The following is a 13,521-nucleotide window of genomic DNA, read 5'->3' as shown; positions in this document are numbered from 1 at the left end:
CAGATGGCGACAAAATGGCGGCAGCGCAAAAGCTTGTCGCCGTAAGCCAACAAACTTCCCTCTGATTTTTTCCCCTGCCCTCCCCTTCAAAGTCATCGCATCCAGACGACAAATGAATACAATCGAAAAAAAATCAGCAAGGAAAGCACATGTTCGACTTTTACCCAGAGAAGACCTACAGCAGAACAGAAGTCATGAGCAGGCCAACGCCTGTCCCTGCAGTGAACGGGGTTTACTTTTGGTGGTTCAAAGAGATTCCGCCTGCAGTGCCAACAGAAGGGTGCATCACAGCGGAAGGCTACTCGCTTCTCTACGTCGGCATTTCCCCCGACAAGCGCGGGAAACCCGACAGCCGATCGAACTTAAGAAAGCGCCTCAAAACGCATTACAGCGGCAATGCCGCAGGCTCCACACTTCGACGCACACTCGGCGTGCTGCTGAGTGGAGTAAGTTGCTTCCCCCTTCGCCGGGTTGGTTCCGGCTCCAGAATGACATTCACTCACCCAGGCGAGCAGTGGCTTGACCATTGGATGGAGGAGAATGCCAAGGTTCACTGGATACCTGTTGAAGCGCCGTGGGAAGTTGAAGACAAATTGATCGCATCCATTTCCCTGCCTTTAAATATTCAGGGAAATGCACACAGCTTTAAACCCACGCTTTCGGGGATGCGCACACAGGCGGCAGCAGAGGCACGATTGATGGATATTGCTGATGAGCGGGGTTTGAAAAGACGATTGGCGGGGCAGTAAAACTGCGGCTCCAGTTATGTGCATATCTTTGGGATGAAGTGTCGATGGCATTCATTATTTTGGAGTGCGAGTGGTCATCCACCATGCTTCCATTTTGATTCTATCGGCGCTATCCAGGGTATCAGTACCGTTCATCACCACGTCGCTATTAATACGGATAGTGTTGGTCTCAACGACAAAATAGCCTCCTTTAAACATGATACACCCACCGCCTCGGTCACCATGAATCTACCCCGGACAAACCAGCTTCCGGTAGCAGAAACTGGTTTGAGTAGATTGCAGGCAGGTCAAACGTGATTTCCAGATTGCTTCCCCAAACTGAACAGTACAACTAACTCACTTCCACCAAGTGCGCTAGTTGGCCTCGTGAAGCTTAAGCCGGTTAACCCGACCAATTCCATTAAAATCCCGGTGCGGATCCGAATGGGGATAAGGCGCATAACTTTGGTCAATTTTGTGTTCATAACAAAGTGCTGTCAGCAAAAAGCTAATTTATAGCTTCTTGCAATTTATGTTATGAGTGGTACAAATTGAGGAAAGAAAAAATTCGTCATTTGGAGGTTTTATGAGTGCAGTTAACACTATCCCCGCAAATATATTCAATACTGAATTTCTAAACTCACCAGCAGCAACCGCCGCAGCCTGGATATCTATCATTGGCGCAGTTGCTCTTTCAATAAAATTAATAGGCACTGTTTTTAGATACAAACAACATCATAATGAGATATTAAAAAAGTCAGGGGTGCCTGCATTCATACTAAATATTTTCTTTATAACCATCCCGTTGAGAAAGCTACCTGGCACTGACTGGTCAGATAAAATCATCACAATTGCTTTTTCCCTTGCTTTCCTATTTTCAGCTTCCTATTTCACTCCTACACTCATCCAAACAGCTAAAACGCAACCAGATCAAACATTACTTTTTTGGAAAAAATCAGGAGATCCATTTTACATATCCAAAAAAATGGCGTCAGCCGTGACGATTTCCGCTCATCCAACTTGGACTCTTTCAGTAGGTGATTGCTCACAATCGGCAACTACAAACATAGAGAAGTACAACTCATTAACAATTGAGCATAAAGAATATTTATGCAAATTATTAACAACTAAAGAAGGTCAAACCTTCCTTGATAAATCAATAAATAAATTCAGAAAAGACAAACTTTTCATCTACTCCATCATCCCTATTACCTTGCTCGCTTTATTATGGTTACCACTAAGCTTTATATTTACAATCTATTATTCAGGTAAAGTAAGAAAATACATTCTAACTGAGCAAGAAAAAGCAATACATTGTGTTCATGGAGAGTTTAAGAAAAAAGGTATCTATGAAATATATCAAGAGTTAGATCGTAAGACTCTCTGCTGATAACCAGCAATGGCAGCTATGTGTAACTCACCATCGATTCCTCTCGACTTCATTAGTTGGTACGCATGGCAGGCAATGAATTTGCGCCAGCAACCAGTGTTAGCCTTCGATGAGAGCGGTCAGCCATATATCCGGGGTAGTGAGCCAAAGGTTTCTTAAGCCGACAGTGTATCTACAGTCAGTGCAGCCATGTAAACCATGATCTTTTCGCGCTTTTATCTAACACAGACGATGGCGCGGAAGGCGACCATCAGCCAGCATGTCATTGATCGTATCGACAGGAAGAGCTGTAAGTCAGTTATAGCGCTAAATTGTGACGTGTGGTGTATTCAAAGTGATTGAAATATTAGGAGTCATGATGCAGCATCTCCTATTGGCTTGTGGGGAGTTGTTTGTAATCGTGATAAGCCCCCAATTGGGAACACCGAAGATACCTGGATTGCATTAGAGACATGACACCATCAAAGTACCCAAATGAGATCAAAATAAATCCCAATCAGGGTGGCAAAGATGCTATCGAGCGTTTAGTCGATGCTTACAGATTTACGACACGACAAGCCTTAGCTGATAATTTTGGCTTTTCGAAAAGAACATTAGCTAATCGATATATGAGAGATACTTTCCCACTAGACTGGATAATCCAGTGTACTTTAGATACAGGAACATCCCTTCGTTGGCTGCCGACATCTGAAGGTCCGATGCGGGTAGATGCAAAAGCTCAAATCATAAGCCTTGTTAAACATAAAACAAGTGGTAGAAAACTCTGTAAGTCCGGTTATCTTATATTCAACTTAACGTTATTGCCAAAATACTTTGAAGGTATTTCAGCTATTGAGACAGTGAATGCAACTTATCTGGTAAAACATAATTTAGATGAAGTAAATGATGGCTTATGGCTAATTCCTATTGATGGCGCTCAATCTATACGCAAACTAGTAAGATTACCCATTAATTGCGTAATGCCAGAATCAAACTCAAGTAGAATGTAACATCAATATAATTGCTAAGGTGATCATGACCTGCAAATAATCAACTATTTTTAATGGACGAAAAAAAATGATTGTTGGTGTAATTTTAAGAAACTTTAAAAACTTTAGAAATCAGCATTACATTCCATTAACCATCAATGGAAATTCTTCATGGCTGATTGGTGAAAATGGAGTAGGTAAAAGCTCTACACTCCAAGCCATTGATACCGTCCTAAATAGAGCTGATATCAATAGATTAGACATTAACAATGATGCTCGTAGTCAAGGGTTTGATACGAGAGAGCCTTTCATTGTTCCAGTTTTTCTTATCCGAAAAGAAAGGATTAAAGGTAACACTTCAAATTTTAAAACATTAGAAGCTATTAGTGATATAACATGGCAGGTAGAAAGTGAAGACTTTCACTCCTCGCAAAGAGCATTAGCAGAAAAATTTATTAATCACAGGACCCATCTTGAATATCAATATCAAGCTCGCGATTATTTCCTAGTGCCCATTGGCATTATAAAAAAATCCGCAGGTGATGCTCCCGTTCCATTCATGTCAATTTTTGAATCAATTGATGATTATAAAAATGAAATTGATGATTTAATACCTGAATCAACTGCAACAAACCCTGCGCAACGAAAAAACTTCTTTCAAACTACTTTATATAAATTACTAGAGTATGTGAGAGAGTCTTATAATTATATTTACTTACCAGCAGAAATAACCACATCCGAATATTCTAAAATTGAGAGTGAACTGTTACAATCTCTTCTTGGTGAAAATCTTCAGCAGAAGATCAGTAAAACAATCAAAAAGAAAGACATTACTGAAATAAATAAATATCTAAATGAATTTGTTGAACAATTATCTGAAAAATTAAATGGGAAATATCATTTCAAAAAACCGACCCAGAGACAAAACTCTTTTACGCAGCGCCACATGATTGCAAAGATAATTGAGTCGTATTTTAGTGATAAAATTCTACATTACATAGATAGTATTAATAGAGATACACCTGTCCACAACCTCAGTTCTGGTGAAAAAAGAAAAGCTCTTCTAGATTTATCTATGGGGTTCTTAAAAGGAAACCCCAAAAAAACCCAGCAATCAACCATCCTAGCCGTTGACGAACCAGAATTATCTTTACATGCGACATCTTGCTTCAAGCAGTTCGAGAAAATTAGAGAGATAAGTGAGTTAGGCATACAGACGATTTGCACTACCCACTGGTATGGTTTTCTTCCTGCCGCTATGAGTGGCAGTGCAACTTATGTATCCCCGAACCAAACATTTATCAAGTGCATAAATTTGGAATACTATAGAGATGAATTAGCTGCACTTGTGAAAGAATCACGTGGTTCATACTTAGATACATTAGAAGTAAAAAGCAACCATGACTTGGTGCAATCCATAATAACATCAATAACTTCTTCCAATAATTATAACTGGATATTATGCGAGGGGCGAACTGACAAAAAATACATTGAATCCCATTTGGAATTTGAAGAGCTAGATGAAAAAAACATAATAATTTTGAGTGTCGGTGGTTCATTTGCATTGAAGGATATTTATTCATATCTAGTTTTAGCGCTAAAAGACAGAAGGCCGGCCATTAAAGGAAAAGTATTTTGTTTATTAGATACTGACTTAGCGTATGATAAATTTGAGTCTGTAGACAGCATCCCGCAAATAAAAATAAGACGTTTACTATTACGTGAAGATTTAACTGATGTTGATTTACTAAAAACAACTGATAATAGAGTATCTCCACCAACTGAGATTGAAGATGCTTTAGATGGACTGTTTTTCTACGAAACAATCTATCGTATCTACACGAATGGAGAGAAAAGATTTTCATTCATAGAAGACGTTGAAACACTTTCCTCAAACGTTGCAGCTGGAATATTAGATCTAACCACCAGTCAAAAGCAAACCATTAAAAATTATTTTGATGAACCAGGTAATAAAAATCTCTTTTGTGACCAGTACATAGATGTGCTCTATGAGAGTGATGAGATCCATACACCTACATGGCTCTACAACATAATCGAATTTTTTGGTGAAGAATGAATGTATTTCTTCCCAAAACCACCCATCAAACACTGTTCATACATACAGTCAAATTTAGCCCTCAGACATGAGGGCTTTTTTATGGCAGTACGAAAACTCGACACAGGAAAATGGATTTGTGAATGCTACCCCGCCGGGCGCGGTAAGTGTCAAGGTAGTTGTCGCCCCAGTTTGATTTAAGCCGCCTGTTTTTCCCGCTCCGGATTGAGCGTGACACTCTCTCGCCGCTGCCAGTTTCGTGTCCCCCGTGACCAGCGTTCAGGGCTGTGTCCACATTACGTGGGTAGGATCAATCCTGCTAAAAGCGTTTTAATAATTGATATTCGGTTTGTTCGCTCTAATCTCAAGAGTATTTTCATCACTCTAATCATTTACTTCGTGCTTTGAATGAACTGAGTTAACCTCATAACCACACAGATTTTATTGGCCAACAGGAAGTCAACGCGATGAGCGAGCCAAACAAGATGGAAATCGATCACTTTAACGAAGTGACGACAGAAGACTTTTTCAGGTTCCTGGACAAAAATTCCGTTACAACAAACTGTCCAATGTGTGGCAACGGGACGTTCATTGTTTCAGAGACGATCAAGCAAGACCTCCTTAGCCCTTACAACAAGGTCGCCTACGCTACACTTTTCAGGCATGATACCGTCATTCCCACTGAACACAAATTGAACTATTATTACCTGCTTCATTGTGAGAAATGCGGATTTAATATCACTTTTTCTGCTAATACGGTTTACAAATGGTTATCTGACCAGCACACAAAAGAAGGCAAGGAAAGCGCAAATGGCTGATAATAACGTACATCAGATTGATGAAAGGCGCAGGACCAGCAGAAACGGTAACGGAGGTGATGGTATGTCCGGGGATCTGGAAAAAAGAGTCGAAAAGCTGGAGGCCAACATGAGCGAAATCAAACAAGATTTAGCAATACTCAAAACTCGCTCTGAAAATTTCAGCACTAAATCCGATCTGATGGAGCTTTCCAACACGTTCAAAACGGAGCAGATGGCGCTTCAGGTTGAGCTACATAAAGCCCTATCCGGTCAAACAAAATGGATGATTGGCGCAATTTTTACCGCAGTAGCGTTAAGTCTTACTGCTGGCAAATATCTGTTCTGAGTGTTGCAAATTTTTCAGTAGCCAGAATTTAGCTTCCTCCCATAAAACCCGTACCAGCCAAGGCTTTGCGGGTTTTTCTTTGTCTGCCGCCCCTCGCGTAACTTGATCTTCCCTGACCTGCCCCCAGGATTAGATACAACCTTAAGTTTCAACACGTTTACAGCCCCGCTATCCTTCCAGCCATCTCGCGGATTTCTGCCCTGCTGAGCGGTTTACGGTCGGTGACAAAATGCAGCGTCATGCCCTCAATAAACGCATCCAGCGCGCGAGCTGTAGCCGGATCAAACCACTGTTCCAGCACCTTCTGGCTGCCCTGCATCCAGTTTTGCATCACTGTCTTGAGCGCAGGTTTGCAACCGATGAAGGCATACAGTTGATACATCAGTTCCATATTGCGGGTGGTCGTCACCTGCGCGCTAAAGATGAGATCGGTTATCGCATCGCACGCTTGTTCGAGCGTCTTCACCTCGGCAAAAAAGGCCTGATACTGCACCAGCATTTCATCGGTGAAACCTGTAAACGCCTCTTCCAGCAAGGCATCAATGCCGCTGAAATAATAAGTCATTGAACCCAGCGGCACGTCGGCGCAATCCGCAATTTTACGGTGCGTGACGGCCTGAATACCGTGACGGGTAATAGTGTCCAGCGTGGCCTGCAGGATCCTCTCCCGGCGCTGCGGATCGTTCGGTCGGCGAGCCATAATTTTTCCTCCTGCGATTTGTGTACAAATGTACACAACCTTGCTAGTGTTGTCTCTCCCTCTTTTTTCACAGGCTGTTTACGGATGACGTCGCACTCTTCACGCAGAGCCCTGCAGTTGCGCATGTGGGCCCTCTTTATGTTCTTCTTTTTACCGGGGCTGCTGATGGCTTCGTGGGCCACGCGTACGCCCGCCATTCGTGACATTCTGTCTGTTAACACCGCGGGCATGGGCATCGTCTTGTTCGGCCTGTCGATTGGTTCGATGAGCGGCATTCTCTGCTCGGCGTGGCTGGTTAAGCGCTTCGGCACCCGCAAAGTCATTCGCACCACCATGTCTTGTGCGCTGGTCGGCATGGTGATGCTTAGTCTCGCGCTGTGGCTCGCCTCGCCTGTTTTCTTTGCCTTTGGTCTGATGGTGTTTGGCGGCAGTTTTGGCGCGGCTGAAGTGGCGATTAACGTCGAAGGCGCGGCGGTTGAGCGTGAAATGAATAAAACCGTGCTGCCGATGATGCACGGCTTTTACAGCTTCGGCACGCTGGTCGGTGCGGGCATCGGCATGGCGCTGACCGCCTTTGGCCTGTCCGCCACGATCCACATTCTGCTGGCGGCTCTGGTCGGCATTGCACCGATTATCATCGCCATCAAAGCCATTCCCGAAGGCACAGGCAAAAACTCGTCGGAGAATGCCGAACACCACGAGAAAGGCGTGCCGTTTTATCGCGATGGTCAGTTAATGCTGATTGGCGTGGTGGTGCTGGCGATGGCGTTTGCCGAAGGCTCAGCCAACGACTGGCTGCCGCTGCTGATGGTGGATGGACACGGTTTCAGCCCAACTTCCGGTTCACTGATTTACGCCGGTTTCACGCTGGGCATGACGGTAGGACGCTTCACCGGCGGCTGGTTTATCGATCGCTACAGCCGCGTGGCGGTCGTCCGCGCCAGCGCCATTATGGGTGCGCTGGGCATCGCATTAATTATCTTTGTGGATGTGGACTGGATTGCTGGCGTGTCGGTGATCCTCTGGGGACTTGGCGCGTCGTTAGGCTTCCCTCTCACCATTTCCGCCGCCAGCGACACCGGCCCGGATGCCCCAACACGCGTCAGCGTAGTAGCAACAACTGGCTACCTGGCATTTTTGGTTGGCCCACCGCTGCTAGGCTTCCTCGGCGAACATTATGGCCTGCGTAGCGCCATGCTGGCGGTACTGAGCCTGGTGATTATCGCCGCACTGGTTGCCCGCGCGGTCGCCAAACCTGAATCTGAACCTGTAACGGAGAGTGCCTCATGAGCATCAAACTGATTGCCGTGGATATGGATGGAACGTTTCTCAGCGACGAAAAGCGCTATAACCGAGCGCGCTTTCTCGCTCAGTATCAAAAGATAAAGGACCAGGGCATTCGTTTTGTAGTCGCCAGCGGCAACCAGTACTGGCAACTCATCTCCTTCTTCCCGGAGATTGCACATGAGATTGCCTTCGTCGCCGAAAATGGCGGCTGGGTGCGAGACGCCGGAGAAGACGTGTTTAACTGCGAGCTTTCCCCGGAGCATTTCAGCAAAGTGGTCGATTTTCTGCATACCCTGCCGGATGTCGAAATCATCGCCTGCGGGAAACGCAGCGCCTACACCCTGAAACACTACAACGACGAATTAAAAGCGATGGCGGCGCTGTATTACCACCGTCTGGAACTGGTCGATACCTTCGACAATATCGACGATACCTTCCTGAAGTTTGGCCTGAATCTGCCCGACCGTTTAGTGCCTGAAATCCAGAAAGCCCTGCATGAAGGCGTGGGCGACATGATGACCGCAGTCACCACCGGCCACGGCAATATCGACCTGATCATTCCTGGCGTGCACAAAGCCAATGGTCTGCGTCTGTTGCAGGCACGCTGGGGCATTGATGACAGCGAAGTAGTGGCGTTCGGCGACAGCGGAAACGATCTGGAAATGTTACGTCAGGCGGGCTTTGGCTTTGCGATGGCGAATGCCTGTGAAGCGGCGGTTGAAGCGGCGAATCATCGTGCGCCACACAATAACGAGGAGGGTGTGTTGCAGGTTATCGATCAGATTTTAAATCGGGAAGCGCCTTTTTGTGGATAAGGTGCGCTGATTAATGCCGGATGGCGCTTCGAAGCCGGATGGCGCTATCGCTTATCCGGCCTACAAATCCGGCCTACGCTATGTAGGGTTTGTAGGCCGGGCAAACAACGTGCCGCCCGGCAATGTCCCGTCACTGCTGCGAACTGCCGACCGATTTATCCTTCAGGAAGTAGATAATCAGCGCCAGCCAGATAACCCCATTTGCCAGGTTAAACAGACTGAACAAGCCGTTGCCGCCGTGCTGCCAGGCGTGTTTGCTCACTTCAATGCCGACGGTGAAAATCAGCATCTGTAACATGCCCATTGCTGCTGAAACGGTGCCTTTGCTCATGTCGCTGGCGAACAGCGTCAAGCGAACCAGGCCTGCATTGGCAATGCCGATACCGAAGGCGTAGAAACTCAGCCCGGCGGTCATCCACAAATACGCGTGAGAAGAGACAACCGTGGCGGCCGCGGCGAGGATCAGGCCAAATAGAATTGGCCAGCCGCCCGCGATAATCAGCCAGCGCACCGTCTTACGTGAGGTCAGTTTTGCCAGGGTGACGTTGCCAACAATCAGCGCACCGAAAATCGGCACCTGCAACAAACCGTACTCATAAGTGCTGGCCTGTTCGCCGCTGATAATGATCACTGGCGATTGAGCAATCCACGCCAGCAGCGGCAGGCTGACAAAGCCCGTCGCCAGCGCTCCGGCAACGAAACGCAGGTTTTTCAACACCAGGCCGTAATCTTTCCCCAGCGCTTTGACAGACAGCTTCTCGCCAAGGCGCGTTGCCGTCTCTGGCATCGCCCGTTGCAGGCCAAAGAAGGAAATCAGCGCCAGCGCCGCGAAGAGCACAAACATGGTTTCCCAGGGTGCAAAATGCACCCACGCCGCACCCACCAGCGGGCCAAGCAGCGGTGCAATCAACGCCACGTTCGCCATCAACGCAGTGATTTTGATACACACTGCTTCCTCAAACGATTCCTGAATCGCGGCATAGCCGACCGCACCAATGAAGCACAGGCTGATGCCCTGCAAAAAACGCAGGATAGTGAACTGTTCGATGTTTTGCGCCAGCAACGTCGCCAGGCAGGTGATGATGAACCACACCACGCCGGTCAGCATCACCGGGCGACGGCCAATACGGTCCGACAGCGGCCCCAGCAGCCACTGTAAAAACATCCCGCCCGCGAGATAGGCAGTCATTGAGGTTGGCACCCATTCGGTGCCGGCCTGGAATTGTTCCACCACCGTCAACATGCCCGGTTGGATCATGTCATTACCGATGTAAGTGGAAAATTCGTACAGCACCAGACAAAGCGGGAAAAGTAACGCCTGACGACTGAGGCGTTTGCCAGAAAGTGAGTGGTTGAGCATAAAATCTCTTAACGATGAAAATATCGCGAGAAGTGTAATGAATGAGACAAAACGACGATAGCAAAAAGTGCGCGAAACACTCTGTTACAGCACGATTTTACGTGATTAAGCTTCACTTAAGTTTTGCCTCATATAGTCCGCGTTTATACAGCGTCAGGCAGACTCGTTCTGCAGGACACCCTAACCGCCGGACAATTAAGACAGTCTCCCTTTACCATCCCGGCTTCGATTTTTAAGGTAATGAGCGTCATCAAACTGTAAGAGTCCGCAAGCTATGCTGGAAAATTTGAATTACTCGCTGTTTTACTGGATTAACGCCACGCCTGCCTCACCGCAGTGGATGATTTCACTGGCGATTTTTATCGCTAAGGATTTGATCTCCATCGTACCGCTGCTGGCCGCTATTCTGTGGCTTTGGGGCCCGCGTGCTCAGGTGAGCGCGCAGCGTAAACTGGTTATCAAGATTGCGATGGCCATCGGCACCAGCCTGCTGCTCTCCTGGGTGATTGGGCATGTTTATCCGCACGATCGTCCGTTTGTTGACGGAGTGGGCTATAACTTCCTGCATCACGCCGCAGATGACTCTTTCCCAAGCGATCATGGCACCGTCATTTTCACTTTTGCCTTAGCATTTTTGTTCTGGCATCGCCTGTGGTCTGGCGTGCTGATGCTGGTTATCGGCTGCGCGATTGCCTGGTCTCGCGTCTATCTTGGCGTGCACTGGCCGCTGGATATGGTGGGCGGCTTCCTGTCCGGCCTTAGCGGCTGCCTGGCGGCACAAGTGATGTGGAACACATTGGGTGACGCACTCTATCAGCGTTTACGCGCACTCTATCGTTTTTGCTTTTCACTGCCGATTCGTAAAGGCTGGGTGCGTGACTAAGCGGTAACGCACAGGTAAAATCGTCGCCTGACCCTCTGCCTGATGCAGGGGGCATTTCGGGACACAGGGGTTTTATGGAAACGCGCCGCGACGTTCGTATCAGCCAGCTTATTCAGGCACTGAAGCGTAGCGATAAGCTGCATCTGAAAGAGGCGTCCACGTTGCTGGGCGTGTCGGAAATGACCATTCGTCGCGACCTGACCCAGCATAGCGGCCCGGTGGTGTTACTGGGCGGTTATGTGGTGCTGGAACCCCGCAGCGCCAGCCACTATCTGCTGAGCGACCAGAAAACCCGTCTGGTGGATGAAAAGCGCCAGGCCGCGCGCCACGCAGCCCAACTGCTGAAAGCCCATCAAATGGCGTTTTTTGACTGCGGCACGACCACGCCGTGGATCATTGATGCCATCGATAATGAACTCCCTTTTACCGGGGTTTGCTATTCCCTGAATACCTTTCTCTCTCTGCAAGAAAAGCCACAGTGTCGGGTGATTTTATGCGGCGGCGAATTCCACGCCAGCAACGCCATCTTCAAACCGTTAAGCCCTGAAGATACGCTGAGCCATCTGTGCCCTGATATTGCCTATTACTCCGCTGCTGGCGTGCATGTTCAGCACGGTGCCACCTGTTTTAACCTGGATGAGCTGCCGGTGAAACACTGGGCGTTGAAAAGTGCGCAGAAGCACGTGCTGGTGGTTGATCACAGCAAGTTTGGCAAAGTGCGCCCGGCGCGAATGGGTGAGCTGAGTTGTTTTGACGTGATTGCCAGCGACCGCCGTCCGGATGACGAGGTGACGGCACTGGCGAAACAGCGTGGCATTAAGCTGCTGTTTGATTGAGAGCTGTGAAACAGCCGGGTGGCGCTGCGCTGACCCAGCCTACAAACACCGCGTAGGCCCGGCAAGCACAGCGCCGCCGGGCAAAAAATTGTCGCTCAGTTAAGAGAACCAGCTCCCGAACCACTGGTGGAATTTCATCAGCACGAAATCCATCATTCGGTTAAAGAACCCGCCTTCGTTCACCGCTTCCATGACAATCAGCGGACGCTGCTCAATGGTCTTGTCGTTCAGTTTAAAATCGATGGTCCCGACCACCTGCCCTTTCGCCAGCGGAGCCGTCAGCTGCGGCTCGTTCAGCGTGAAGCTGGCCTTGAGGTTTTTCAACTGGCCGCGTGGCAGGGTGATGGAACCGGCTTCGCCTGCCCCGAGTTTGGCCTGGCTGCTGTCGCCGTACCACACGCGCTGCTCCACAAACGTCGCATCGGGCTTGATTGGGGTGACGGTTTCATAGAAACGGAAGCCCCAGGTCAGCAGTTTTTCGGATTCATTAAAACGAATACGGTCGGTTTTGGTGCCTAATACCACGGCAATCAAACGCATGTCGCCCTGTTGTGCAGAAGACACCAGGTTATAGCCCGCGCCTGCGGTGGTGCCGGTTTTAACCCCGTCCGCGCCGAGGCTGGTGTTCCACAGCAGACGGTTACGGTTCGGCTGTTTGATGTTGTTGAACGTGAATTCTTTCTCTTTGTGGATGGCATACTCATCCGGCACGTCGTGGATCATCGCTTTGGTCAGCAGCGCCATATCGCGTGCTGTACTGAACTGGCCTGGTGCATCCAGCCCGTGGACGGTTTTAAAGGTGGTGTTGGTCAGACCCAGTTTCTGCGAATAGCCGTTCATCAGGCTAATGAAGGAGTCCTGACTGCCCGCGACGTAATCGGCCAGCGCGATACAGGCATCGTTCCCGGACTGAATGATCACCCCTTTGTTGAGGTTTTCAACGGAGACCTGATCGCCTGGCTTCAGGAACATCACTGAAGAGCCACGCAGCGCCGGGTTTCCTGTCGCCCAGGCATCTTTACCCACGGTGACCATATCGGTCAGTTTGATTTTGTTTGCTTTGATAGCCTGGCCGACCACGTAGCTGGTCATGATTTTGGTCAGGCTTGCCGGGTCGAGCTTTTCGTCAGCGTTGCCTTCACTCAGCACTTTGCCGCTGGCGTAATCCATCAGGATCCACGCTTTGGCATCGACGGTTGGCGCGCCGGGTTGTTGAACAGCGTCTGCCGCCTGCACGGCAGGGGCCAGGAGAAGTAAAATCAGAGAGCCTGCCGCCAGGCCGCGGGGAGAAACTACAGTACGCGTCATAAAAGCCACCCAAGTATCCATTCCAAATACACGCTACGTCACCG

The 13,521-nt window shown here is 48.4% G+C and carries 13 protein-coding genes and 1 pseudogene; 10 read left to right on the top strand and 4 right to left on the bottom strand.

What is annotated here, in order from left to right; genetic code table 11:
* Window positions 1–149 precede the first annotated feature (149 nt).
* Both ACLW56_RS09305 and ACLW56_RS09300 read left to right on the top strand, forming a co-directional pair.
* Window positions 150–749: a GIY-YIG nuclease family protein gene (locus ACLW56_RS09305; RefSeq protein WP_330983499.1), complete on the top strand. Its 600-nt coding sequence runs from the start codon at window positions 150–152 to the stop codon at window positions 747–749.
* A 565-nt stretch (window positions 750–1,314) separates the two neighbouring features.
* The gene (locus tag ACLW56_RS09300) at window positions 1,315–2,118 is read left to right on the top strand and encodes a DUF6216 family protein (RefSeq protein WP_330983498.1); all 804 of its coding nucleotides are present in this window, start codon (window positions 1,315–1,317) and stop codon (window positions 2,116–2,118) included.
* A gap of 155 nt (window positions 2,119–2,273) precedes the next feature.
* Here the strand turns inward: ACLW56_RS09300 and ACLW56_RS09295 are convergent.
* Window positions 2,274–2,475 (bottom strand): annotated as a pseudogene (locus tag ACLW56_RS09295) (regulator).
* A 95-nt stretch (window positions 2,476–2,570) separates the two neighbouring features.
* Here ACLW56_RS09295 and ACLW56_RS09290 point away from each other — a divergent pair.
* The 4 genes from ACLW56_RS09290 (at window position 2,571) to ACLW56_RS09275 (ending at window position 6,288) form a co-directional block, all read left to right on the top strand.
* The gene (locus ACLW56_RS09290; RefSeq protein ID WP_330983497.1) at window positions 2,571–3,107 is read left to right on the top strand and encodes a phage repressor protein CI; all 537 of its coding nucleotides are present in this window, start codon (window positions 2,571–2,573) and stop codon (window positions 3,105–3,107) included.
* Window positions 3,108–3,174: 67 nt separating this feature from the next.
* Window positions 3,175–5,163 carry an AAA family ATPase gene (locus ACLW56_RS09285; RefSeq protein ID WP_330983496.1) on the top strand — a complete coding sequence of 663 codons (1,989 nt, stop codon included), beginning with the start codon at window positions 3,175–3,177 and terminating at the stop codon, window positions 5,161–5,163.
* 446 nt (window positions 5,164–5,609) lie between these two features.
* Window positions 5,610–5,960, top strand: a complete 351-nt coding sequence (locus tag ACLW56_RS09280) for a hypothetical protein (protein WP_330983495.1) — start codon at window positions 5,610–5,612, stop codon at window positions 5,958–5,960.
* Window positions 5,953–6,288 carry a hypothetical protein gene (locus tag ACLW56_RS09275; protein WP_330983494.1) on the top strand — a complete coding sequence of 112 codons (336 nt, stop codon included), beginning with the start codon at window positions 5,953–5,955 and terminating at the stop codon, window positions 6,286–6,288. The genes ACLW56_RS09280 and ACLW56_RS09275 overlap by 8 nt, the downstream gene beginning before the upstream one ends.
* A 157-nt stretch (window positions 6,289–6,445) precedes the next feature.
* Here the strand turns inward: ACLW56_RS09275 and ACLW56_RS09270 are convergent, their stop codons facing one another.
* Window positions 6,446–6,988, bottom strand: a complete 543-nt coding sequence (locus ACLW56_RS09270; RefSeq protein ID WP_330983493.1) for a TetR/AcrR family transcriptional regulator — start codon at window positions 6,986–6,988, stop codon at window positions 6,446–6,448.
* A gap of 84 nt (window positions 6,989–7,072) precedes the next feature.
* Between ACLW56_RS09270 and ACLW56_RS09265 the strand changes: the two genes are divergently transcribed.
* Entirely contained in the window at window positions 7,073–8,278 is a 1,206-nt protein-coding gene (locus ACLW56_RS09265; protein WP_330983492.1) for an MFS transporter, read from the top strand.
* Window positions 8,275–9,090: a Cof-type HAD-IIB family hydrolase gene (locus tag ACLW56_RS09260; RefSeq protein WP_330983491.1), complete on the top strand. Its 816-nt coding sequence runs from the start codon at window positions 8,275–8,277 to the stop codon at window positions 9,088–9,090. Before ACLW56_RS09265 ends, ACLW56_RS09260 begins: the two co-directional genes overlap by 4 nt.
* Before the next feature lie 130 nt (window positions 9,091–9,220).
* Here the strand turns inward: ACLW56_RS09260 and ACLW56_RS09255 are convergent, their stop codons facing one another.
* Entirely contained in the window at window positions 9,221–10,450 is a 1,230-nt protein-coding gene (locus ACLW56_RS09255; protein WP_330983490.1) for an MFS transporter, read from the bottom strand.
* 274 nt (window positions 10,451–10,724) lie between these two features.
* Between ACLW56_RS09255 and ybjG the strand changes: the two genes are divergently transcribed.
* Both ybjG and deoR read left to right on the top strand, forming a co-directional pair.
* Window positions 10,725–11,333 (top strand): undecaprenyl-diphosphate phosphatase, encoded by a 609-nt coding sequence (gene ybjG / locus ACLW56_RS09250; RefSeq protein ID WP_330983489.1) that lies wholly within the window; start codon window positions 10,725–10,727, stop codon window positions 11,331–11,333.
* Window positions 11,334–11,407: 74 nt separating this feature from the next.
* On the top strand, window positions 11,408–12,169 hold the full coding sequence (deoR, locus tag ACLW56_RS09245; RefSeq protein WP_330983488.1) for a DNA-binding transcriptional repressor DeoR: 762 nt from the start codon (window positions 11,408–11,410) through the stop codon (window positions 12,167–12,169).
* 99 nt (window positions 12,170–12,268) lie between these two features.
* Here the strand turns inward: deoR and dacC are convergent, their stop codons facing one another.
* The gene (gene dacC / locus ACLW56_RS09240) at window positions 12,269–13,477 is read right to left on the bottom strand and encodes a serine-type D-Ala-D-Ala carboxypeptidase (protein WP_330983487.1); all 1,209 of its coding nucleotides are present in this window, start codon (window positions 13,475–13,477) and stop codon (window positions 12,269–12,271) included.
* Between the last annotated feature and the right edge of the window lie 44 nt (window positions 13,478–13,521).

The organism is Pantoea sp. sgz302252 (assembly GCF_047713085.1).
Taxonomy (GTDB): domain Bacteria; phylum Pseudomonadota; class Gammaproteobacteria; order Enterobacterales; family Enterobacteriaceae; genus Scandinavium.
Note: the sequence above shows the minus strand (reverse complement) of the source record. Positions and strands in the feature narration are given on the sequence as shown.

What these genes read in the sequence shown, in the direction of transcription:
- ACLW56_RS09260 (WP_330983491.1), top strand. Translation starts at nt 8,275, where the DNA reads ATGAGCATCAAACTGATTGCCGTGGATATGGATGGAACGTTTCTCAGC.
- ACLW56_RS09305 (WP_330983499.1), top strand. Translation starts at nt 150, where the DNA reads ATGTTCGACTTTTACCCAGAGAAGACCTACAGCAGAACAGAAGTCATG.
- ACLW56_RS09285 (WP_330983496.1), top strand. Translation starts at nt 3,175, where the DNA reads ATGATTGTTGGTGTAATTTTAAGAAACTTTAAAAACTTTAGAAATCAG.
- ACLW56_RS09290 (WP_330983497.1), top strand. Translation starts at nt 2,571, where the DNA reads ATGACACCATCAAAGTACCCAAATGAGATCAAAATAAATCCCAATCAG.
- ybjG (WP_330983489.1), top strand. Translation starts at nt 10,725, where the DNA reads ATGCTGGAAAATTTGAATTACTCGCTGTTTTACTGGATTAACGCCACG.
- ACLW56_RS09275 (WP_330983494.1), top strand. Translation starts at nt 5,953, where the DNA reads ATGGCTGATAATAACGTACATCAGATTGATGAAAGGCGCAGGACCAGC.
- dacC (WP_330983487.1), bottom strand. Translation starts at nt 13,477, where the DNA reads ATGACGCGTACTGTAGTTTCTCCCCGCGGCCTGGCGGCAGGCTCTCTG.
- ACLW56_RS09280 (WP_330983495.1), top strand. Translation starts at nt 5,610, where the DNA reads ATGAGCGAGCCAAACAAGATGGAAATCGATCACTTTAACGAAGTGACG.
- deoR (WP_330983488.1), top strand. Translation starts at nt 11,408, where the DNA reads ATGGAAACGCGCCGCGACGTTCGTATCAGCCAGCTTATTCAGGCACTG.
- ACLW56_RS09255 (WP_330983490.1), bottom strand. Translation starts at nt 10,450, where the DNA reads ATGCTCAACCACTCACTTTCTGGCAAACGCCTCAGTCGTCAGGCGTTA.
- ACLW56_RS09265 (WP_330983492.1), top strand. Translation starts at nt 7,073, where the DNA reads ATGACGTCGCACTCTTCACGCAGAGCCCTGCAGTTGCGCATGTGGGCC.
- ACLW56_RS09270 (WP_330983493.1), bottom strand. Translation starts at nt 6,988, where the DNA reads ATGGCTCGCCGACCGAACGATCCGCAGCGCCGGGAGAGGATCCTGCAG.
- ACLW56_RS09300 (WP_330983498.1), top strand. Translation starts at nt 1,315, where the DNA reads ATGAGTGCAGTTAACACTATCCCCGCAAATATATTCAATACTGAATTT.